Here is a 23,646-nt window from a genome sequence, read left to right as displayed (position 1 = left end):
CGGTGCTTCTCAGCGCATCACTTCCCCGGAAGTTCCTCCGGGCATCACTTGCTGGGGTGTTCTTTCCAGCGTACAGCGTCTTCTAGCAAGCGGCGAGCGGCTCTTCCGCCCGGCGTAGCTGGAACCAGCCTTTGCGAAGCAAAGACTGGCCACCGAAGGTGACTGGCCTGTTTTAGGTGGCTTGTTCTTTCTCAGTTTGTTTCATCAGACAGTCAACAAACCCTTATAGGTCAAGTATATGCTGTCTGTCTTTTAAACACGGGTAAAGGAATACGAAATCGGAATCCCACATGTGTTTTATTCTGTGCTTGTAACTATTAAGATAGTGCCAGTAATGTGCTAGAATTAAAATAGTGAAGGTGATTAATATGAAATACTACGAGCAATTGGCGAGACTGGGAATATTCACAAAGAGCGATGTGAAAGAACTTGTCGGAAAGAGCGAAACAGCGGATTCTCTGCTGCAGAACTACAAGAAGCGCGGCTTAATTGAGCAGGTTAAGCGAAACCTATATGTGACGAAAAGCCTGGAGACTGGGCAGGCAATAGCTGGGCGATATAGAATCGCGTCGAAGATCAGGCCGCAGTCTTATATTACGCATCACTCTGCTTATGAGTACTACGGGTATGCCAACCAAGTGTATTATGAGGTATATGTGAGCGCAGAAACCAAGTTCTCTGAGTTTTCCTATGATGATGTGAGATATCGTTTTATTTCTCCGCGAATACATGAGGGAGTTGTTATGAATCCAGATGGGGTGAGGACAACAGACGTGGAGAGAACTACGCTAGACAGCATCAATGACTTTGAGAGAATTGGTGGTCTAGAGGAACTTCTTAATTGTTTAGGCGCTGTTCCCTCACTCAGTGAAAGCAGACTGGTATCGTACCTGGGTCAATATAACAAGAGATTTCTTTATCAAAAGGCTGGATACATACTGGGTCATTTTCAGGAAAAGTTTCGCCTATCAAAAGGTTTCTTCGAGCTATGTGAACTGGCAAAAGGCAAGAGTGTTAGATACTTCTATAACGCAATACGCTTTGAATCACCAACTTACAATTCAAGATGGAAACTACTTGTCCCGGAAGATCTTTTGGCAATAGTCTCGAAAGGAGTAGAAGATACAGGTGAGATACGATAAACAAACTATCGGGCAACTAGCTTCAGAACTGGGATTTGTGCGTGATACATATGAGAAAACATTGAGATTAGTCGAGATACTTCAATTCATAGACTCGGATACGCTTCTTTTGGAAGCTTTGGCTTTGAAGGGTGGAACGGCAATTAACCTAATGATCATTCAGCTTCCAAGGCTATCAGTTGATATTGACCTTGACTACTGCAGAAGCATATCCAGGGATATCATGATTGAAGATAGGATCGTCATTATAGATAAAATCATTCTTTTTATGGACGCGAACGGTTATAGACATAGCGACAAATCGAAGCGTCACTATTCTCTCGAATCACACGTTTTCGAATACACGAATTCAGGAGGAGCAAAAGATAATATCAAGATCGAGATCAACTTCTCTATGAGGGCCCATGTACTACCTTTGGAAGTCAGAAGAACTACGATTCCTGGAATCATTCAAGAAATACGAAGCCGATGTGTAAGTTCTATCGAAATACTTTCAAGCAAAATAGTTGCACTTCTCACAAGAGGAGCAACTCGTGATCTCTATGATGTCAACAAAATGATCTCCCTTCTTTCTTTGACTGAAAGAGACAAAGAACTACTTAGAAAGTGCACCCTCTTCTATTTTTCGATTGGAAGTAGTGACATTCCTGAAAGCTTTGATTTTGACAGGCTCAAAAGTATCACAAAGTACCGAATACGCACCGAACTACTCCCCGTCCTTCGAAAAACAGAGAAAATTGATCTTGATGAAATGCTTAGTACGGTTGAGAAATTCCTTTCAAAACTACTCGTTTTCACTATAGAAGAGAGAGATTTTATAGATAGGTTCAGAAAGCATGACTATAATCCTGAGCTGCTATTCGATGATCAGCAAATTGCTGAGAGAATAAGATTCCACCCGATGGCGCTATGGAAAACAAACGAGGTTTGAAGAGCCAGAAAGTAGGACCAAGATGCTGAATCAAGTTCAGATGATGGATTGTTCAGCTTTTCAGAATTACAAAACGTCGCCATGAGTTGATGATTTTGCACGGGGTCAAGGTTCCGAGACCGCCTGCCGGAGGCAGCCCTGCGTTTCGGCACGATCCTTGCCGGCATTGCGACCGCCGATGCTTTTCGGCGCCTTGCGTCTTGCTCTTGTCGGAGGACGGTGGACCGTTGACGCTTGACCTGAGAGGCTTCCTGCGAAGCAGCATCACTTCTCAATTGATCGCCGATGCTCCTCAGTGCATTGCGTCCCGGCGTGTTCGTTGCCGGCATTGCGACCTGGGCCGTTCTTGCCCAGCCTTGCGTCTAATGTTTTATACGAGACCCCAAACCCGAAACCCGCTCTACGTAATGCCTCTTCTCATTATCTCTGAATTGCTCGTCTCTCCCCCTCTCACGAGCGAAGCGAGTTCTCTCTTATTCTCGGTTGTTTGGACTTGACTTATGGCCCATCTCATTGTTATAATTCTGTCAGTGAATGAATAATAAAGGAGCGACTATGGATCTTTCTGAGTTTTCGTTTTTCAACCCGTCTCCCAATTTCAGAGAAATGAGCATTTTGAAGGCTCTTACGGAAAGCTCTTCTGTTTCCCAGGAACGACTCGCAAGAATCGCAGGTATTGTTCCAAGCATGGTGAACAAATACATAAGAGACTTCGAAGATTCCCAGCTTATTCAGAAGGAAGGCGAGAATCGCCGCAACATGAAATATGTTTTGACTGAAGCGGGCAAGTTCAGGCTTCAGTATCTGACTATTCTTTACCTCAAAGAAGCAGCAAAGCTTTACACGGAATCTAGAGATATCTTTGGAGAGGTGCTGGACACGTTAAAGGGAAGCGACCATGAAAGCTTCTATCTATACGGAGCGGGAATAATCGGTGGAATTCTGGCGGACGTTCTGAGAACTGAGGGCATGAAGATCATTGGTTTCATTGATGATTCGGCTGCGAAACAAAACGGAACGTTTCATGATCTGCACGTCTTTTCGCCGGAAGAAGTCGATGGCAAAGAGAATACAGCAGTAATCGTCGCGTCCTTCAGACATGCGAACAACATAGTGAAGAATGCAAAAGATAGGGGTTTAGATAACCTAATGGTCTTCACCATATCCAAATTAGGCAAAGTTGAACTTGAAAACTTGGAAACGTTGTAGGTTGTTGGTTGTAGGTTGTCGGCAGACCGACCGACTGGATCCTCACGAACAAGCATCAACTTTTCTTCGTACTACGTACAACCAACAACGCACTACGGTACTCAGGAGGTTCTATGCATATCCCATTATTTGATTTGACAAGGCAGTACAGTGATTTGAGAGAAGAGATACTCGGAAAGATCGATGAAGCGCTTCTGGGGGGGAGGGTAATTCTAGGTGAAGCCGTAAAAGAGCTGGAACAAAGCGTGGCAGATCTAATCGGCGTTAAACACGCGATTGGTGTGGCAAACGGTTCCGATGCGCTCCTTATTGCCGTCGCCGCCCTTGGAATTGGACCTGGGGACTACGTGATAACTACTCCTTATACTTTCTTCGCTACCGTGAGCTCTATTACCAGAAATGGGGCTACGCCAATATTCGCAGATATCTATCCGGAGACATACAATTTAGATCTTGACAAAGTTGAGGAGCTACTTCAAACACATCCCGAAAGAGAAAGGATAAAGGCTATCATCCCAGTCCATTTATTTGGTCAGTCTATGGAGCTCGGTCGACTCGAGAATATACGAGAGATATACGACCTCAAGATCATTGAAGACTGTGCGCAATCGTTAGGCGCAAGATGGACCTATCCTGACGGATCTACGCAAATGACGGGTTCGATCGGCGATCTTTCAACATTCTCTTTCTTTCCAACGAAGAATCTCGGAGCTTATGGCGATGCAGGCATGATTGTCACGGATAACGACGAGCTCGCAGCATTTTGCAGAAGCTATAGAGTTCATGGTTCGCCCGTTAAGTACGTTCACGACATGATAGGAATCAACTCGAGACTCGACGAGCTGCAGGCGATAGTGCTCAACACAAAGCTCAAGCACCTGCAAGAATATGAAAGAAGAAGAATCGAAATAGCCATTAAATACGCACAGCACTTCGAAAGAACGGGTCTAGGGTCTGGGGTCTCGAGTAAGGGTTATGAGGATAGAGATGTCAAGGAATCAAGCCAGACCCTATACCCGATACCCTATACCCCGTCAAATTCATCTGACAACTCTTTCTCTCACGTCTTTCATCAATACGTTGTGAGATTCGAGGGTTTCAGTAGAGAACGGAGAGATTCGTTGAGGAACTATCTGACAGAACACGGTGTAGGCACTTCGATCTACTATCCTATGGGCCTTCACCAGCAGAAGTGCTTTGAATATCTTGACGTCCCGACTGGAAGCTTCCCGGAAACCGAAAGGGCCTGTGAAGAAACACTCGCTTTACCGATATTCCCTGAGCTGACAGACGAAGAAATCGAATATGTGGTCGACAAGATCGCAGAATTTGTCACGAACGAGAGATAAGAGAGAAAAGGCGTTTCCGAGAGTGCGCGTTGCGCAAGAAAGTAAATTTCAAAACACATGAACAGACAAAGAACTGATCGAGGTGGTTTGGTTTGTTAAAAAAGAGGACGCACTGGATTTTTGGGAGAAGAACCTTGGAACGACTTCACTTGGGAGATTATGTAGGTTTTTTTGTTCTACGTTTGTTTCTAGAACGTGCAGGCGAAATTCTCCATTGTTTCTTTGGTTCTTTCAAATCTCTCGTATCGCAGATACGTCTCGCTCGCTTTGCGAGCTTCTCGACAATTTCCTTGTCGTCTCTTATCACCTACAACCAACCACCCACAACTAGCAACCTCACATGGAGGTACTCCCATGCCTAGAATCCAAAAAGGAATTAACGTAATAATCGAAGACGGTGCGAAGATCGGTGATAATTGCGTAATAGGTCACAACGTAGTGATTCACAGAGGTGTAATCATAGGAGACGAAGTAACAATAGGAGACAATACCGTCCTTGGAAAGGAGCCCTTTGCAGCCAGTGCAAGCGCCACTACAAGTATTGAAGAGCTGCGCCCATTATCAGTCGGCAATGGAACAACAATAGGTGCCTCGTGCGTTATCTACAAGGGGGCCTCTTTGGGAGAAAAGTGCTTTGTCGGTGATCTAGCAACAATTCGAGAGAAGGCAACAATCGGAGACAGAACAATAGTCGGAAAGGGCGCCACTGTTGAGAACGGAACCTCAGTTGGAAGGAGAGTGAAGATTGAAACGGGAGCCTATATAACAGCCTTCTCAACTATAGAGGACTACTGCTTCATTGCTCCGGAAGTAACATTCACAAACGACAACTATCTGGGCAGAACAGAAGAGAGAAAAAAGCACTTCAAAGGGCCAACATTGAAGAAGGGAGCTCGAATCGGAGCAAACGCGACTATTCTTCCTGGAATAGTAATTGGTGAGGATGCCCTCGTTGCGGCTGGAAGCGTCGTTACAAAGGATCTTGCACCGCGAAACATATTTGCCGGGATTCCAGCAAGATGCATCCGCAAAGTCCCAAAAGAACAGCTTATAGAAGAACAAGTATTCTACGAAAAATGACGTTGTATGTTGTGCGTTGTAGGTTATTCGAAGGGATTTGATTGCGAACAACCCACAACCAACAACCGGCAACGAATCAGACGGAGGTTTCCATGCTCAAAGAAAGGATTTTAGACAAATCAGCGATAATCGGCGTAATCGGTCTCGGCTATGTTGGACTGCCATTGGCCGTTGAGAAGGCCAAAGCCGGCTTCAAAGTAATCGGTTTTGATATTCAGGAAAGCAAAGTTGAAATGGTCAATGAGGGCCTCAACTACATCGGTGATGTTGTCAACGCAGATCTGGAGAAGATAGTTTCAGAAGGGCGACTAAGGGCAACAGCCGATTTCGACGAACTAGCAGGTTGTGACGTGATAGCCATATGCGTCCCCACTCCCCTTGACGTCTTCAAACAACCGGATCTTACCTATGTGATCAACTCAACAGAGAATGTCGCGAAGAGACTCCATAAAGACATGCTTGTCGTACTCGAATCAACAACATACCCCGGAACTACAGAGGACGTAATGAAGCCAATTCTTGAAGAAACTGGACTGGTCTGCGGAAAGGACTTCTATCTCGCTTTCAGTCCGGAAAGAGTCGATCCGGGCAATTTAAGATTCAAGACGAAGAATACTCCGAAAGTCGTCGGAGGAGTGGGCCCGGAATCCACAGAAGTGGCAAGGCTCCTCTACGAATCGGTTCTCGATGCGGAAGTCTTCGTCGTTTCATCTCCTAAGGAAGCGGAGATGACAAAGATTCTCGAGAATACATTCAGGATAGTGAACATTGCCCTGATTAACGAGATGGCAGTAGTGGCGGACAAAATGGGCATAAACATTTGGGACGTAATAAATGCAGCCTCTACGAAACCCTTCGGCTTCATGCCCTTCTTCCCCGGTCCGGGAGTGGGAGGTCATTGTATCCCCATAGATCCCTTCTATCTGACCTACATAGCGCGCAAATACGACTATCACACGCGACTTATAGAGCTCTCCGGAGAGATAAACGATTCTATGCCAGAATACGTGGTGACCAGAGTGATGAAGGCTCTTAACGAGCGCGGCAAATGCATGAACGGAGCGAAAGTCATCATGCTTGGCATCGCATACAAAGAAGATATTGAAGACATGAGAGAGTCCCCGGCACTGAAAGTCTTGGAACACCTTGAAAAGAATCTTGCTGATGTCTATGTAGTCGATCCTTATGTTCCTGAATTCTTCTGGGAAGAAAAGAGAGTCAGGACCGTCAATCTTACCGAAGAGCTAATTAAAGAGTCCGATGCAGTAATAATCACAACGGCGCACAAAAAGCTCATAGACTATCCACTGATCGTAAAGAACGCGAAATACATCTTCGACGCCAAGAACGTCCTCAGCAAAATGGGCATCGCAGGTGAAAATGTTGAAGTACTTTAGATACCGTTGCGCGTTGTTCGTTGTAGGTTGTTGGAAGATCGTTGGAGTTTAGGATAATCGGTAAGAAAACTCACATATCCAAGTAGATAACTTACGATAGACAAGGTTTTTGGAGGTTTGAATTGAGATCATACAAAGAATTGGATGCATGGAAGTTCAGCATGGAATTGGCAAAGAAAATCTATGAGATCACAGAAGACTTCCCAGCACGCGAAACTTACGGCCTTTCTTCTCAGATGCAGCGAGCTGCTGTGTCTGTTCCTTCTAATATTGCCGAAGGTTCGGGAAGAAATTCGAGGAAGGAATTTGTGCATTTCATTTATCATTCTCGCGGAGCTCTTCTTGAATTGGAGACGCAGCTTGAACTATCTAGAATGCTTGGTTACTTACATGAAGAGAAATACGGCGAAACTGCTAAACTGATTACTAGAATTCACAAGATAATCAACGGCTTAATCTTTTCACTTAAGAATTCACCCACGACCAACAACCCACAACCTACAACCTCGGAAGGATGATTTCATGAAAAAACTACGTGCCGCCCTCATTGGTTGCGGAAGAATAGGAACGAAGAAACACATAGAGGCCTTTGCAGCAAACAGTGATCTGATCGATCTCGTTGCAGTTTGCGATCTTGTGCCAGAGAAAGCCGAAAGAGCCGCTGAAGAATACAAGAACCGTTGTGCGTCATACGTTGTGCGTTGTGGGGAAAAAGCTTTTACGAATAGCATACAACCAACAACCTACAACGATCAGCGCATGCCTACTGTAACAACAGACTATTCCGAATTATGCGCTGATGACATCGACTTCGTCACCATTGCCACTGAGAGCGGGAATCACTTTAGAAACACAATTGACTTTTTGTCGGCGGGAAAACATGTCCTTGTAGAAAAGCCAATGGCACTCGCTTTAGAACATATGGACCAAATGATAGCCCTGTCGAGAGAGAAGAACTTGAAACTAGCCGTCTGTGTTCAAAACAGGTTTAATCCTCCAGTTCAGGAGCTTAGAAAGGCGATTGATTCAGGTAAGTTCGGTAGTGTATTTACTGCCACGGCGCGTATCCTCTGGAACAGAAACGAAGAGTATTACAAGCAGGCCAGCTGGAGAGGAACGTGGGCGATGGATGGCGGCACGATTATGAACCAGTGTTCGCACAACATCGACCTTCTTCAGTGGATGCTGGGAGGGGAAGTGCAAGAGGTATTCGCAGTGACAGAGAACTACAATCACCCTTATATAGAGACAGAGGATTTTGGGGCTGCGATTGTTAGATTCAAGAACGGCTCTATTGGTATAATCGAAGGAACGGCAAACGTATATCCGAGGAATCTGGAAGAGACTCTTTCGGTGTTCGGTGAAAAGGGAACTGTCGTACTTGGCGGGTTGGCAGTGAACAAAATCCAAACCTGGAAGTTCGAAGGCGAGGAGTCACACCCGTTCATGGATTTACCCGACCCGGATACGGTGTATGGTTCAGGTCACATAACGGCCTTTAAGGATTTCGCCAGAGCGATTATCGATGATCGCGAACCCTTTGTCAACGGAGAAGAAGGTAAGAAATCTGTAGAGATCATTCTCGGGATATATAAGTCGGCAAGAGAGGGCATTCCTGTGAAGTTCTAAGAAAAGCTTCTGATTCTGTATGATTTTTCGAATTCAAAGAATCAGCATTTTTGCCAAGACGCTGAAATGTGGTGAATAGTTTGAAATTGCCGAAAGTTTCGATTATTATACCTGCCAGAAACGAAGAAAAGTTTATCAAAAGATGCGTTGAATCATTTCTAAAATGTGACTATCCCGGAGAACTCATAGAGGTAATCGTAGTCGATGGAATGAGCGAGGATAGAACAAGAGAGATCGTTACTGAGATTTCAAGACGAGACGATAGAGTATTGTTAATTGATAATGAAAGAAAGATCACTCCCGTCGCGATGAATTTAGGCGTGAAGGCTTCTAAAGGCGAATACGTCTTCTTCAGCGGTGCACATAGCGAGATGCCCTCAGACTACATCTCGAAGTGTATCAAACATGCCATCGAGACTGGAGCAGACAATGTTGGCGGAGTAATGAAGACTGAGCCACGTGTCAAATCGGCTGTCGGAATTGCTATCTCAAAAGTTCTCTCAAGCCCGCTTGGGGTGGGAGGTGCCAAGTTCAGAACAGGTGTGAGCAAACCTACAGAAGTAGATACCGTTCCCTTCGGCTGCTACAAGAGAGAGGTCTTCGACAGAATCGGCTATTTCAACGAAAAACTCGTAAGAAATCAAGATATAGAATTCAATTTGCGTTTGAAACGCGCGGGGGGCAAAATAATTCTCTTTCCCGACATTGAACTGACATACTACTCACGATCGACTTTCAAAGAGCTCTGGAAGAACAACTTTGCGAATGGTTTTTGGATTATCACAGGAGCAAAATATGCAGACAATCCGTTTTCAATAAGACATTTGATTCCTCTGGTTTTTGTATTGACACTGCTGATTGGGATCGTTTTTTGGGTATTTTTCTCTATTATAGGTAAGCTTCTCGTAATGATACTATGTGTTTATTTGTTCTTGATGTTGATTGAGTCGTTTAGCAAGGGAGAAAGCTTGAGCGTTACGCTTCTAATGATCCTTGCCTTTCCTATACTTCACATATCTTACGGAATTGGGTCCTTGTGTGCGGTTATCTTTTCAGCGAGGGCAGCGAAATCATGAAGGTCTGTCATATTACTACAGCTCACCCTGCGCTTGACGCAAGGATCTTCTACAACGAGTGTCAGAGTTTGAGTGCAAATGGCTATGATGTAGCACTTATCGCGCCAGGTGAAAGAGATTTTGAGAAGAGCGGTGTGAGAGTCCTTTCAATAAAGAGATCGAGGAGAGGCCTTATCTCTCGAATCGTAATGCCGTGGAGAGCCTTACGCAGGGCCTTAAGAGAAAAAGCAGCGATATATCATTTTCATGATCCAGACTTCATTTTTGCTGGACTTTTCATGAAGTTGCTGCGTAAGAAAGTGGTTTACGATGTTCATGAGCATTATGTAGAGGTAATTCCAGCGAGAAAGGGAAGAAAGTCCGGAGGACTATTCTCGGCAATCCTGAGGTTTGTTCTTGAGACAGTTCCCTCGAAGGCTTTCGACATGCTAGTTTTTCCGACTCAGTCTCTCTCAGAGGAGTATGAGAAAGCCAAGAGGAAGACTGTGATTATGAATCTCTTCCGTATCGATAGTCTGGAAGAACATGAATCGGAGAGCAGTGCCGGCAAAGAATTCGATATCATTCACCTCGGAACTGTTTCACAACTAAGAATGAAGTTCATGCTGGATGTTATCTCTGAACTTTCGCGACTGAGAGAGGACTTTTCGTGGGTCTTCGTCGGCTTGTCCACCGAGACGATTGAATGGGTTAACTCGAACAGTGCGAGTAAATCAATTCAAAGACACCTTATATTGATGGAGAAAGTGGAACATATGAAGGCTTTGGAACTAGTCAGGTTATCTTCAGTAGGTTTTAATTATCATCCTTTTGAAAAGAGATTCCAAGTTGCAATCCCTATGAAGGTCTTTGAGTACATGGCTTACGGTCTAGCGATTGTAAGTACATCGCTTCCGGAACTGTCATTGCTTCTTACTGACCAAAAGGATTCTATCCTAGTCGAAAGTCAAAGCGCCGAAGACTATGCAGTCGCCATAAACGATCTCCTTGATGACCCTGCTCGAATGGGCAGAATTTCCGCGGAAGCTCGACAAACGATTCTTGAGCGACTAAACTGGGAGATGAGTGAAGAACCAAAGTTACTTCATTCATACAGCAAGATTCTCGGAGGTAATTAGATGAAACGGTTGATTGTCAATGCCGATGGATTTGGTTTTACATTTGGAATAAACAGAGGGATCTTTGAGAGCGTTACAGATGGAATAGTAACAAGCACTAGTTGCGTTGTCAATTTTCCAGCCATTGAAGAGGTTGGTAAACTTGCAAGAGAGTTTAAGTTTTTAAGCATTGGAATTCATTTCAATCTCTCCGTCGGTTTCCCGGTTTGTAAACCCAAAGAAATTCCCTCTCTAGTTAATGAAAAGGGCGAATTCCACGGTACCCGCTTTTCTTCACTTCTAATGAAAGGAAGGATAGTTGAAGAGGAAATGGTTAAGGAGCTAAGAGCACAAGCGAGAATGCTCAGAAGCTATGGTGTGGAAATCTCCCACTGGGATGGACATCAGAACAAGCATCTTTATCCACCTTTCTTTAGAAGTGGGATGAGTGTCGCAGAGGAGTTTGGTATTAAAGCAATTCGAACTCACAGACGCTATCTATTTTCATCGGCGAGCAAGAATCGCACACGGGCTTTGGCAAAATATTATATATCTCATCCAAAACAGATCGCGACACATATTTATGCAAGAAGGAATACTAGAATGGCAGAAAGAAATGGATTCAAAGCCGCTGATAGGTTGATTACACCTGCGTATCTTGACAGAAGCAAGAAAAGCAATCTTGAGACTTGGGTAGCTATAATGAAAAGAATTCCAGAAGGAACAAACGAGATTTACTGTCATCCAGGTTATCCTGACGATACGCTGAGAAAATACGCGATTTACGTTGATGAAAGACTAGAAGAAGTTGCTATCATGAAATCTGCCGAAGTCAAGGAAGCCGCCAGAGAAAACGGCGTGACACTTATTTCCTTCTGGGAGCTTTAGTTTTGAATTCCAAGTCAACAATCGGGTTTTGCGGAGATGTTATGCTTGCGCGTGGTTTCCTGAAGGCTCAAAAGAGCAGAGTGCTTGATTCCGTATTGTCAGAGGATCTCCTTAGAAGGCTTTCAAACCTTGATTATCTGATCGGGAATTTAGAGACACCTATTTGCAGTGGAAACAAAATCATCGGGGACTTCTATATGCCTCCCGCCTACGCTGAATTGCTTACACATTTTGAATGCATGTCTCTTGCAAACAATCACATTTTTGATTGCGGCGAAACGGGTGTAGTAGAAACAATAGCTACACTGAATAAGCTCAATATTGGATTCACGGGGATTTGCTCTGGATCGAAAGATCTTTGCTACCCAAGAATAATTGCTTCTAATGGAGGGAATATTTCGTTAATTGGTTGCATAGAAGATTCTCTGTATCCTGAATTTGCAGGATCATCTTTCTCAATACTTAAGCTTTCTGATCTTCTGAATTCTTCGCTTCTTAACGAACTTGACGAGCGTGAAGATATCGTCGCGAACGTTGTCCTGCTGCATGCAGGTAAGGAGTTTACTCCATTTCCGTCAAGGAAACTAGTTGAATCTGCAAGAAAGCTTGTGATCAAGGGAGCGGATCTAGTAATTACTAGTCATAGTCATTTCGTAAGCGGCTTTGAACGTATTGCAGAAGGTGGGATGATTCTTTACGGGCTTGGTGATTTCATATTTGACGTTCCGGTATCAGGAAGAAAGACCTCAATCGTTCCTATTTTTGAGATCTCTAAGAATGGATTATCACTTTCGGAAATTCTATTCACAAAGAAGTCATCTGACTTGACAGTGAACTTGGTTGAAGACAAGAGAGAGATCAGAAAACTGCATCGAAAAATCGAGAAATACAGTACTTCACTTTCAAATAACCCCGGGGCTCTTAGGATTATAGTACTCAGTAAGTTGTACGTTTGGAATTATCAACTTTCAAGAATAATGTGGATGATTAGAAGTAAAGGATTCAAAACAACCGTTAGGTTTTTGCTAGATGTTCTGAAAAGGGTTGTTAGAAAAACCTTCATGCATTTGCGAGGGAAAGAATAATGAGTATTGTAAACATCTACTCAAGACTTCCAGTAGCATTGAGAGAGTTGTTAGCCAATATCTATGCAAGGAGATTGCATAGCAGGCGATTTGGCGGGGAATTTGGAAAGCTCCTCGAGTTTCTCGAGGAGAGTCAGTATTGGGACCAGGAAAGACTAATGATCTTCCAAATAGAAAGATTGCGACAAGTCATATCGAACTCCTACGAGAATGTTCCTCACTTCAGGAAGCTGTTTCGAGATATTGATCTTCGACCCTCAGATGTTACTTCTCTAGAAATCCTGAAAGAGATTCCAGTTATGACCAAAGATATGATAAAGAGTGATCCACGATCATTCACCAGCGAAAACATCAGAAGTATCGAAACGATCAAGGACTTTTCAAGCGGAACAACGGGAGCAAAACTCGAATTCTTTCTGCCTCTAAGCCTTTACAGGTTGAATTTTGCTGCGCTCTGGCGATTTTATGGTTGGGCTGGAGTTCATCTGGGTGACAAAAGGGTGACTCTGGGGGCTAGGGTAATTGGTGAGAGACCTCCTTACTGGATATACAACAAGAGCGAGAACCAGCTCTTGATGTCGATTCATCATCTGAATAGCAATACCATTTCCTCCTACATTGAGAAGCTGATGGAATTCGAGCCCCTCTTCATTCAAGGGCACCCAACGGGAATTGAAATACTGGCAGATGAGATGTTGAGAAGAAGAGAAAAGTTGAAGGTAAAAGCTGTCTTCACAACAGGTGAGACTCTTATTGATACAGCCAGGGATAAGATCGAAAATGCTTTCGGGTGCAAAGTCTTCGAGTCGTATGGTGTTAGCGAATGTGTAGTTGCAGCGTTTGAATGTGAAAAGCACAACGGGTTACATGAGGCGCCTGAGTATGGGATTACAGAGCTAGAGAGTAGTGGAGAAGAGGGTTTCTACTCCGTTATTGGTACTTCGCTTTGGAACAATGCAATGCCGTTTATCAGATACAGAATTGAAGACCTGATTGTTCCTTGTGAAAGATCCAGTTGTAGTTGTGGCAGAAGCCTACCTTTAGTAATCAAAAAGGTGATCGGAAGGATCGATGACATTGTGTTTGATACAGAGCGTAATCCTGTGTTGCCGGTTACAATTCGTATGCACTTGAAGCCTCTTTTGAAACCGTTTCAGAACTACCAGCTAATTCAAACTGACAAGGGAGAATATGAGTTTAAACTGACAATCACAGATGAGAAACCAACTGGGGACTTCATCAAAATGTTGTCCAAACTACTGGGGGACAACGCAGCTATAAAGATAAGTGAGGTCACCAAAATTGATGCCACAGGCGGTAAGATAAGAAATGTCGTAAACAGATGCATTAGAACGGAGAGAAGAATATGAAAGTACTGGTGATAGGTTATGGACACACCAAAAATGATAAAAGGGTTGCAAGAACAGTAGATGTATTTCGGCAATGTGGATTAGTACACTATCAGTATTGGGAAGACTCAGGAACAAAAAATGAAGAAGAACTTACTAATGTCAAGAACTACCCCTTGAACAGGAATTCAATGAAGGGTTTAGGAAGGTATGGAAAGCGGTTTAGTTTTGATAAAGAAATCTTGAGACTAGTTCGCCAAAAGGATTACGACTTGGCGTATTTCCACTTTTCACCCGCTTTGATGCCTGTTAGAATATTCTCTGAAGCAAAAAAGAGAGGAAAAATAATAATCTACGATCTTCACGAGATCATGCCAGAACAACGGCTTCCTGAGAAAGCATCAATCTTTAGACCAATAATGTGGGGAATTCTGAGAAAGCAATTTTCACTTTGTGATGGAGTGGTCTTTGCATCAGAAGACGCATCGAATTACATGCTTCGAAAAACTGGTCAATCCGTAAAACGCTTCATTCTACCAAATTACGCATACGAATCTGCAAATGGGATCTTTCAAGATAATAGGCAAAACGAGATTGTTGTTGTTGGAGGTACTCAAAGAGATATTTCTATCTCCAGAGAACTTGTTGTTAGACTGAAGAGCAAATTTAGAATTGTATCGATTGGTATGAAATGGAAAATGGCGGATGAAAATATTCCTTTCTTAAAGTATGAGAAGATGATGGAAAGAATATCCAGAGCTCGTTTTACCCTAATTGCATTTAACAGTAGATCGGATCTGAATTACAAGAATGACATCTACTCGCTTCCTCACAAATTCTACGATTCTCTTGCCGCAGGAACACCTGTTTTGGTTGCAGAAAGGTTTGTGTCAATGAGAAGAATAGTTGAAAGAACAGGGACGGGACTGGTTTTGAATCTTATTGAACAGCCTAACGAGAATTTCGCTAAGATATGTTATTCGATTGATGCTTATGATGAGTATCTTCACAATTTGGAGAAGTATCACAATGATTTCGTATGGGACAATAGCAAACGCGAGAGTTTCAGAGATTTTGTTGAAGAAGTTTGTGAAGATAACTATCCCAGTTGAGAATGGAGCTATGCTTGAGGTAAGTAGCTGTGAAATTCCTCTAAAAAGAGGTGGCAAATGATTGACAAGATCCGTCGCTTTGTCGAATGGAGAATTGTTGGAATTCCAGATACTAGATTACCTAAGACTGATAAGGTAGATATCAAAGAGGCTGAAAAGGTTCTAATAGACTGGCCAGAGGAAACTGCAAAACCATCCGTCGGTCTAACCCGGGATACCAATGAGAATCCCCACTGGACGAAATTCAGGAGGTTTCTGAAGAACAACAGATTTGATTTTGAGATATTCGATTATCATCGTTCTGACTGGCTAGAAACGGCAAAGAATTATGACTTGATAATCTGGTCCCCGAATAGTGGCCCCGCTGAACTAGATGAAATGAAGAGAAAGATCTATATACTTGAGAAAAAATTGGGCAAGAAATGTTTTCCCGACTATGAAACGCTTCTTCTTTGCGATGACAAGGTAATGTCTACATACTTCTTGAAAATGAATGGGCTACCCGTTGCAGATACGTTCATTTCTAACGATTACTATGAAATCGAACAAATGAAAACCAAACTTACTTATCCACTAGTTTCAAAACGCTTTCACGGTGCTAGCTCTAGGGAAGTAGATCTGATTAAGAACCTTGGACAGCTTTCCCGTTTTTCTCGCAAGGTCTTCTCTTTCTATGGAAAGAAGTGCAGCAATGCATACTTTCGTCAGAAGAACTATGTCTACTTCCAGCGTTTCATTGAGGGAGAAGGAATGGACCTTAGAGTCAATATTGCGGGGAATGTTATAACTGGATACTTCAGGAAGCCAAAGCATAATGACTTCAGAGCCTCCGGGAGCGGTTTAGTTATTAAAGAAGACTTACCAGACGAAGCTATTGAAATTGCTCTGAAAACCTATTCTGCGATAGGAAAAGCAATGCTTGGAGTAGACATGATGAGGGATAGAGAAGGGAAATACTGGATCATTGAGATCTCTCCGTTCATAGGTGTGATTACCCCTATTCAGCTAAAAGTCAACAATGTTGCAGGCTCATACTTTCTTAGCGAAGATGGAGTACTGGATTTCAGAGCAGAAAATTATTGGCCCCAAGAACTTGCCTTAAGAGTCTTCTTTGAGCAGACCTATCTATCATCTGTCGAAGAGTGGAAGAAAAAACACATTGATCCTGCGCTCCGCAGAGGGAGTTTGACAAAAAGAATTGGTAATTCTTAGTGTTTTTTCTGAATGAATGGAGCGAGAATCTGAACGGAGATTAAATGCTACCCTCGATGAATGTGAGGTACCGAGTTGATCTTTTCATCAATACTAGTTCAACGGAAGGTCTCCCGGTATCCATAATGGAAGCTATGAGTTTTGGAATCCCAATAATGGCAACAGACGTAGGAGGGACTTCGGAGCTCGTTACTGATGAAACTGGAGTTCTGATTCCAGGGAATTGTTCTCCTGAAGATGTCTCTGAAGCCCTGAATAGTATTTCAAAGAGGTCCAGGAGTACTGATTTCAGAAACCAAGTGAGAAATGCTTGGAAAAGCAAAGTGAATCCGCAAGAAAACTTCACGCATTTTGCAGAGCAGCTTAACGCGATCTCTGAGCAGAAAAGTAAGTAGTAATAAGACATTCTATATTATGAATCACTTAAAACGCGGCACACAGAGGCGTTCCTCTCTAACCCATCGGCAATACTGAGTGTTCTGTCTAGCGCCTCATTAGAAATAGATGCAGAGTAATTCCGATTTTCAATTAATTCTTCGATATTCTCTTTCAGGGATTCAGAATCAGTGTAAGATAACGTTCCTGGAGGTGTCTTGCCTTCATAGTATCGTTGCGGAATGATTAACGGGATTCCAGCCGAAAGGGCATCCCCAGGGTTTCCAGATATCTTGAATTTTCCATATGGAGGTATTTCTGAAACTGGAGCTATGATGAAGTCCGTCTTTCCTATCCAGTCTTCAAATTCATCTTCTGAAACGCGCCTATCAAACGTTCTTATCGCACTTCTTATGACAGAATAGTCTATAATCTTCCTTACTCCATCGTCAGCAAGTTCTCCAAGTAAAACTAACTCGAATTTCCGGGGGTCAACATGTTCAAATGCCTTCAAAACGGAAATGTAATCTCTTCTATAGAGATCAACTCTTCCTGTGACTGTAAAGACCAGCTTGTTATCACCGTGCGCGATGACATTAAGTCTTTTTAGGCGTAAATTCACAACATCAAGATTCACGGGCTTTGCAGAGAACACAAGTTTTGCTTTAGAGTCGTTCGGTGTGATCACTTGCTCGCCAAACACGTAATACCCCGCTACAGATGTTGCAATCTTTCTCAAATTTGTTCTTCTGTATCGAAGCGCTATTTCTGCCATCGGAGCCGAAAGAAACACAGGAATGTGTTTCTTCCTAAATCTCTTCTCCAGAGGCAAACTGTAGTATTTCTTAAGATCCTTCTCAAGGTCCTCTGCAAAGCGGGACATAAACAAGAACGAATTGTGTATCCCGATAAAAACCTTGAGACCTTTTGCATTCAACGGTTCCACAAGATTATCAAGAAGCATACGACTTAAGTCACATTCTACTGTATTCATAAACACTAGATCGTTTCGTTCTGAATGACTGGAAACTATTGTTAGAACATCAGAAAGAAGCCTTGTGAAATTGCCTGCATTCTTCAATGGTCTATTGCTTCTTGGCTCTTCAGTCCTTATATCATGCCAGGCAACATCTTCTGGAAAAAAAGAGCTCTTCATCGCATTTTTCGTCACACGATCTGAAGATATAACATGAATTTCTAGACCTTCACAATGCCTAAGAGATTGAACGACTGAAAGCAAACACATCTCATGGCCAAACAACTCGATAACAAACACTCTCTTCATCGGCAATCACACTCTTGCAAAGAGATAGCTCTAACAAAGTTCGGGACATTGTTTCCAATGACATATTCAAAATCCGCATCGATTGATACTTATCAAACCAAATTCGATGAAAATTGCCCCCGAATAGTAGTCATTCTTTAAAGTATCAAGAACCTTCTGAGGCTTTAGCTATGGGCACTTCAAGTATCTCACAACAAATCATTTGTAGGTAAGCTTGATTTCAATTACACACTAGTTCCGACGAAAACACTTCGAGCAAATGCAAATGAAGCTTTCGAATGGTAAAGAGTGAAGATCAAAATATCTCATAGAATTAGCTTGTCTGGAAATCATCGTCGCATTTTTCCCTCATCATAAAACGGCTAACTCTCACTCAGAAACTGATGAATTTTTAGCTCGAGTAGATTAGCATTTGAACGTTCAACAACCCAGATCTGCTGACACTGAATTAAGGTCGAAATCCCATTGAGCCAATGGAGATTCACATTTCAGTTTCAGAAAAGTCGCCGAGCACCACCTTCATTACCCCGCATCAAGTTCCGAATCCCTTAAAGAACAAAACGTATTAAGATCTATTGTCAAAGAACCCCTCATACAAACCAACCCAAGACTGAATGTTTTTCTCCCAACTTGAAAGCTCCCAAATAATGTCCGGGTTTATGAGGCAATTCTTTCTCAGCGAATCTAGATTATGTGCAACATGTAGGAGTTCTCTTCCAACATCATCGACCGATGAGACCTTCCGCATGAACACACCTCTCTCGTCAAGAGTTTTGTAGGGCAACCAATCCCCAGTAATCACAACATTTTCGGCGAAAAGATGCTCCTGCATAGAACCAGAGAATTGATCGGTAACCTGTACATTAATGAATACATCAGATGCCTTTCGGATCAAAGCAATTTCTCGATCGGGCATAAATTTGGAAAACAACTTGTGTCTAAGACCTGAATCTTCCAGCCAGTTCTTCAATGAACTCTTGTAGTTCTGTGGACCGCCATATGTTAAAGGGAGCAAAATGTAGAGATTCCCTGGAAGTTTCCCACTATAACCACGTATGCTCTCGAGAACACGTAAGTGTTGCTGGCCGGGATTCGCATTATATCCAATGGTAACCAGGAATGAGTCATCTGGAATACCTAGAGATCTTCTACATTCTGCCTTCGTGAGACGCAACTTCTTGAGTTCAGAAAGTGGAGCAAGACCGAATCTGCATACTCTCAGTTTGTCTGAATACCTCTCCTGAAAGTATCGATCAAACTCTTCTAGAGTATTTCTGTTTGTGAAAGTGATCGCACTGGAAATCCTGAAGAGTGCTTCCTGTCGTCGTCGAGAAAGATGGGAGACCCTGTAGAAATCACTTCCCCAAATTGATGAAACAACATTTCTGCACTTCTTCTGTAACACGCCTCGCAAATACCAATACTGCGGATTGACAACGTGAATCTGACATATGTCGTAATTATCAGACCTGGAGATGAACTGTCTAATCCTCTCCAGTCTGTGAAATCCTCTTACCTTAGGGATTCTTGAAAGAATACTTTTGGTGTCTGCAAAGGTATGCTGATTAACGGCTATGCATTCTAGTGGAACGGTCATAGGAGTAATCACGTCAAAAGAAGCATTAGACAATGAACGACTCATTTGAGTCAAAAATTGCTTCGTATAGGTCGACTCAGTATTAGCGAACATTAGTATTCTCATAATATCTGTATTGTATCGTATTTAACACCGGGCCGTTTCAGCTTTATTAAGTATGAAACAAATTGCTGGCTTCAGATTCAGCTACATAAAGAGAAATATCATATTGGTTAACTGAAAAGAATAGTTATTACCCATTTTCCGCCGGAGTATCGGAGTTATGCATATCTAAGATTATTCATGATAATAATAGAGGCTCAAACCCTGCCATCACTGTTATCACATGAAGAAGAACTCATCTCATGGCTCTCTTATGAGTGTTCCTGTCAATTAGCCTATCTGAAATTAATGAATCAAAACGCTGGAATAAACTGATTTAAGCATTTTGCCACAACAGTATCATTCATTGCTTAGAGTATGAATTGACAGGAAAATCACCGTCCCAGGTGTACCCGGGTGCTTTGACCTTCGTGATCACAGTCGAATAAGTCCCAGACGACGCATTGACAACCGTGAACTTGGCAACACCCGCCGTGTCTGTCGTGATTGTTCCAGTGTAGTATGGTGAACTGCCTCCGTTAAGGTAGACTGCTATCGAAACACTTGCTCCGACAACAACCGGCTCCAGTTGAACTGAAACATACATATGCTTGAGATTCTTACTCAACGAATAATCGACACTAGACACTGTGATCGAAGTATCGGGTTCAGGAGTGACTCCCGACGCACTCTGAACTGCTAGATCGGCTCTGACCAGCCCATATCCCTGATGCTCCCGTTTCAGCCCCAGACTTTCTGCCGTCTGCTGGAGGATTGATCTGACCTGAACGTTCGTCAGTTCAGAGTTTGCGGCAAGAACAAAGGCAGCAACTCCAGCAACATGCGGCGAAGCCATCGATGTGCCGCTGTAATAGGCATGGCCGCCTCCGGGAATAGTGCTTAATATGCTACACCGGGGGCAATCAGTTCTACGTCCCTTTTTCGAGAAAGACCGTGATCCTGAACAGGAGCATTGTCAGAATGACATAAAAGGCTGAAGGAAGATAACTTTGAGAGGGGGATGACACTTATCATTGCTCTTTCAGATAGAGGTCTGGCTTCTTCTTGCAACTTGCATCGTGGAACTTGCAACGATGTTCTTTTCGGAGGACGCTGAACGGCCAACGGATTTTGGCCCCCCTCTTCGGGCGAACAGCCGTTCGCCCCTACAAGAAGAATATGATTCTGAATAGGATCACAGATCAAGAAGATCGGCCTGCATTAGCAGACTGGGTTTGAGGATCTTTCCCCGCGAAGCGGAACTGGCCGCACGAAGTGCGACTGGCCTCTGCCAAGGGCAGAGACTGGCCTGCGTTAGCAGACTGGCTAATTTTCCCTCCTGCGAAGCAGCATCACTTCCGCCAGTATCATAGCAGTGGTTGCCTGCCAGCTAGACCGCTATTAATGAGTGTTACTCACTTCCTAGAAGAGTGTGCAAAGACATGTGTAGTAATCAGTAACGCTCTCATAAAACTCGTATGCTCTTGATCCTGAGAGAGTCAAGTTGCATTCGCCAGCCTTCTGAAGATAGTCAGAAAGTTTTCTTTTATGATCCATGAATGCTGAAAAGACTAGATATTCATCATCAATGAGCTCATCCCTGAGACATCCTTCTAACATCAGTAGCGAAGCAAGAAGAAACCATGGCGGACTGATCGACTGAATTTCAGATTCAAAAAGCCCGGCGAAATTCCTTTGGACGGAAAACAGTCTCTCTCTTGCCGACCTTTTCTCTACCACAACACCGGCCTTAGCCAGCTTCTCGAGTTCCAGGAGTACCGCCTTCTGATTGAGAAAGCGATGGACTGCTATCTGATTAGAATTTGCTCTTCCCATGGTCAGTAAATGAAAAATAACCTCCGCCCTGGTAGTAGATCCGAAGATCAGCCTCAGTCGAATAAGCAAGTTCGATATGTCACTAGCGTCGGGCTCAGTGATGTACTTGCTGGAAGTAGTGGAAGCGTGCACTTCAGAAATATCAACTGGTAGTTGAATATGATCAACCACAGCCTTCCGAAGTCTTTTCAGGCGAGAATGATTAATATATTGGAGGTTCGCTTTGCTCCAGTCCAAGGAGATCTTCTCGAGACGCTTTTCATGTTTACAGAAATAACTGGAAAAGGCAATCGCACATTCCGGATCACTAAAAACCTTCGCAGATTGCCCGGGTTTCGACCAGGCGCCGAGATTCACCCACTGGTCCCATAGCAATCGAACGGCATTATCTATTATCAGTGTCTTGAAGCTCTTTGGATGCATCATCAAAACCAAGCCTCCGCAAAAGGTCAATCATGATTCCTCTAAAGGCCGGTGAGACATCATGAGTCATAGTCCATTTCGCTGCCTCTACAATCTCTCTTTCAGTAGGCTCTAACTTCATCAGGTCATCTACATGATAGCCGCCACGGTCAGCTGAAGCATACAACTTGAAATGAATCTGATCTATTCGAGAAATATAGTAAACAGAAAGAGAGCTTCCAATTTCACTTTTGGTAAGTCGTTCAGAGAATCCCTCAGGCAAACCTAGTTCTACGAGTGATGCCGGTCCATCGTTTATCCAGTCTTTGGCAAGCCCAAGATCCCTGGCAACTTTTCCTGCAGCGTCCCGAAGCCAAATGGGGAATTCTGCTCTACTTATGACAATCTGATCCTCGACTTCCTCTGCGAAACCAACCACATCAATATCAGCTGTTGTCCTTTGCACTAAGCCAAGAGCGTTCAGTCCGGTGCCGCCACAAACAACCAATCCGACTTTCTCACCAACTCTCGTTAACTGAGAATTCAGAGCCTTCAATGCGACTTCGATATCGGAAAAATCCATATTCCTATTCATGCCATTAGTATATCACATACAATATACTAATAACTCACATACTACTACTTCACTGCTATCGTTTGTTATTCCTTAAGAAATCTCAGGGTGGTTTCCTGATGACAGTCTCCTCCAGCAGATTAACGTTCTGACTATTGTCAATGTTTCCTCCTTGCTTGTGGAAAAAACGAGTTTTTGATCGGACGCCGGGATACAACGCTGGACGATTCAGAATACTCTTTCATCTCGTCACGCCGGCGTTAGAGCTGTCATTTGCTCCTCTTCTCGGACCATGGACCCTTACCAATAAGATACGACGATGAAGATCATCTCGAGATGTTCGCTGCGTCAGCAGACTGGCTACTTTTTGCCTTCTGCTTTGCGCCTGTGAGAGAACTTCCTCTTCGGGCGAACAGCCGTTCGCCCCTACAGAATCACCTAAGATTGTCATCCCGTGATGGTTCTGCACGGGATCTCGCATCTAGGAGCCGCTGTAAGCTGAGAAGACCCGTCCTTCGTTGTCCGTCCCAGATCATGGACCCGTCCTTCGCCAAGACCAAAGACCGAGATCCTGACCAGGAGCACGCCAGGATGACTTTGAAAGGGGGATGGCACTTATCGTTGCTCTTTCAGATAGAGGTCTAGCTTCTTCTTGCAACTTGCATCATGGAACTTGCAACGATCTTCCAGCTCGGAGGACGGAGAACCGTTGACGGTTGACCTGAGAGGCTTCCTGCGAAGCAGCCTCACTTCTACAAAGGTTCTTCGGCGCCCTTACGTCTCCTTTTAAGCCTGCATTCCCGTAAATTATAACGAGAGATAAACCTAGAGAAAGTAGCTCGAACGCAGTGTTTTCAGTGCTTTACACGATTTTCATCGTTAGATATTCCGGTGTGCCAAGAAGGCGAAGAAGGAAACTTCAAGCCATGCTTAATCGAAG

The 23,646-nt window shown here is 43.6% G+C and carries 20 protein-coding genes and 1 pseudogene; 16 read left to right on the top strand and 5 right to left on the bottom strand.

The window, feature by feature from the left end; genetic code table 11:
- Positions 1-368: 368 nt before the first annotated feature.
- From B3K42_RS04920 to B3K42_RS04845, 16 genes and pseudogenes are all read left to right on the top strand, one after another.
- Complete coding sequence (locus B3K42_RS04920) at positions 369-1,142, top strand: type IV toxin-antitoxin system AbiEi family antitoxin domain-containing protein (RefSeq protein WP_110990392.1); 774 nt, start codon at positions 369-371, stop codon at positions 1,140-1,142.
- Positions 1,129-2,073 carry a nucleotidyl transferase AbiEii/AbiGii toxin family protein gene (locus B3K42_RS04915; protein ID WP_181419064.1) on the top strand — a complete coding sequence of 315 codons (945 nt, stop codon included), beginning with the start codon at positions 1,129-1,131 and terminating at the stop codon, positions 2,071-2,073. The genes B3K42_RS04920 and B3K42_RS04915 overlap by 14 nt, the downstream gene beginning before the upstream one ends.
- A gap of 555 nt (positions 2,074-2,628) precedes the next feature.
- Complete coding sequence (locus B3K42_RS04910; RefSeq protein ID WP_110990390.1) at positions 2,629-3,282, top strand: winged helix-turn-helix transcriptional regulator; 654 nt, start codon at positions 2,629-2,631, stop codon at positions 3,280-3,282.
- A gap of 113 nt (positions 3,283-3,395) precedes the next feature.
- Positions 3,396-4,631 (top strand): DegT/DnrJ/EryC1/StrS family aminotransferase, encoded by a 1,236-nt coding sequence (locus tag B3K42_RS04905; protein ID WP_110990389.1) that lies wholly within the window; start codon positions 3,396-3,398, stop codon positions 4,629-4,631.
- Positions 4,632-4,985: 354 nt separating this feature from the next.
- The gene (locus B3K42_RS04900; protein WP_110990388.1) at positions 4,986-5,711 is read left to right on the top strand and encodes an acyltransferase; all 726 of its coding nucleotides are present in this window, start codon (positions 4,986-4,988) and stop codon (positions 5,709-5,711) included.
- Between the two features lie 92 nt (positions 5,712-5,803).
- The gene (locus tag B3K42_RS04895; RefSeq protein WP_110990387.1) at positions 5,804-7,108 is read left to right on the top strand and encodes a nucleotide sugar dehydrogenase; all 1,305 of its coding nucleotides are present in this window, start codon (positions 5,804-5,806) and stop codon (positions 7,106-7,108) included.
- Positions 7,109-7,230: 122 nt separating this feature from the next.
- Complete coding sequence (locus B3K42_RS04890; protein ID WP_258367244.1) at positions 7,231-7,626, top strand: four helix bundle protein; 396 nt, start codon at positions 7,231-7,233, stop codon at positions 7,624-7,626.
- Between the two features lie 4 nt (positions 7,627-7,630).
- Complete coding sequence (locus B3K42_RS04885; protein WP_110990386.1) at positions 7,631-8,737, top strand: Gfo/Idh/MocA family protein; 1,107 nt, start codon at positions 7,631-7,633, stop codon at positions 8,735-8,737.
- 71 nt (positions 8,738-8,808) lie between these two features.
- Positions 8,809-9,813 carry a glycosyltransferase family 2 protein gene (locus B3K42_RS04880; RefSeq protein ID WP_258367243.1) on the top strand — a complete coding sequence of 335 codons (1,005 nt, stop codon included), beginning with the start codon at positions 8,809-8,811 and terminating at the stop codon, positions 9,811-9,813.
- Positions 9,774-10,931 carry a glycosyltransferase gene (locus tag B3K42_RS04875; protein WP_181419063.1) on the top strand — a complete coding sequence of 386 codons (1,158 nt, stop codon included), beginning with the start codon at positions 9,774-9,776 and terminating at the stop codon, positions 10,929-10,931. Before B3K42_RS04880 ends, B3K42_RS04875 begins: the two co-directional genes overlap by 40 nt.
- Entirely contained in the window at positions 10,932-11,798 is an 867-nt protein-coding gene (locus tag B3K42_RS04870; protein ID WP_110990383.1) for a carbohydrate deacetylase, read from the top strand.
- Between the two features lie 2 nt (positions 11,799-11,800).
- The gene (locus tag B3K42_RS04865; protein WP_110990382.1) at positions 11,801-12,883 is read left to right on the top strand and encodes a CapA family protein; all 1,083 of its coding nucleotides are present in this window, start codon (positions 11,801-11,803) and stop codon (positions 12,881-12,883) included.
- Complete coding sequence (locus B3K42_RS04860) at positions 12,883-14,253, top strand: phenylacetate--CoA ligase family protein (protein WP_110990381.1); 1,371 nt, start codon at positions 12,883-12,885, stop codon at positions 14,251-14,253. Before B3K42_RS04865 ends, B3K42_RS04860 begins: the two co-directional genes overlap by 1 nt.
- A complete protein-coding gene (locus B3K42_RS04855) occupies positions 14,250-15,344 on the top strand; it encodes a glycosyltransferase (protein WP_110990380.1) in 1,095 nt (364 codons plus the stop codon). Before B3K42_RS04860 ends, B3K42_RS04855 begins: the two co-directional genes overlap by 4 nt.
- 57 nt (positions 15,345-15,401) lie before the next feature.
- Positions 15,402-16,556 (top strand): ATP-grasp domain-containing protein, encoded by a 1,155-nt coding sequence (locus tag B3K42_RS04850; protein ID WP_110990379.1) that lies wholly within the window; start codon positions 15,402-15,404, stop codon positions 16,554-16,556.
- 74 nt (positions 16,557-16,630) lie between these two features.
- Positions 16,631-16,951: pseudogene (locus B3K42_RS04845) on the top strand (glycosyltransferase); the annotation flags it as partial.
- A gap of 17 nt (positions 16,952-16,968) precedes the next feature.
- Here the strand turns inward: B3K42_RS04845 and B3K42_RS04840 are convergent.
- The 5 genes from B3K42_RS04840 to B3K42_RS04820 all read right to left on the bottom strand — a co-directional run bounded on the left by B3K42_RS04840 (position 16,969) and on the right by B3K42_RS04820 (position 22,727).
- Positions 16,969-17,670, bottom strand: coding sequence for a hypothetical protein (locus B3K42_RS04840; protein WP_146227042.1), 702 nt, complete (start codon positions 17,668-17,670; stop codon positions 16,969-16,971).
- A gap of 1,111 nt (positions 17,671-18,781) precedes the next feature.
- Positions 18,782-19,906 carry a glycosyltransferase gene (locus B3K42_RS04835; RefSeq protein WP_292597195.1) on the bottom strand — a complete coding sequence of 375 codons (1,125 nt, stop codon included), beginning with the start codon at positions 19,904-19,906 and terminating at the stop codon, positions 18,782-18,784.
- 352 nt (positions 19,907-20,258) lie between these two features.
- Complete coding sequence (locus B3K42_RS04830) at positions 20,259-20,750, bottom strand: S8 family serine peptidase (protein WP_258367242.1); 492 nt, start codon at positions 20,748-20,750, stop codon at positions 20,259-20,261.
- A gap of 566 nt (positions 20,751-21,316) precedes the next feature.
- Positions 21,317-22,159 carry a hypothetical protein gene (locus B3K42_RS04825; RefSeq protein ID WP_292597191.1) on the bottom strand — a complete coding sequence of 281 codons (843 nt, stop codon included), beginning with the start codon at positions 22,157-22,159 and terminating at the stop codon, positions 21,317-21,319.
- Positions 22,116-22,727, bottom strand: coding sequence for a DUF6036 family nucleotidyltransferase (locus tag B3K42_RS04820; protein WP_292597188.1), 612 nt, complete (start codon positions 22,725-22,727; stop codon positions 22,116-22,118). Before B3K42_RS04820 ends, B3K42_RS04825 begins: the two co-directional genes overlap by 44 nt.
- Positions 22,728-23,646: the final 919 nt, after the last annotated feature.

It is taken from the genome of Mesotoga sp. UBA6090 (assembly GCF_002435945.1).
Lineage (GTDB): Bacteria > Thermotogota > Thermotogae > Petrotogales > Kosmotogaceae > Mesotoga.
This window is presented reverse-complemented; position numbering and strand designations above follow the sequence as displayed.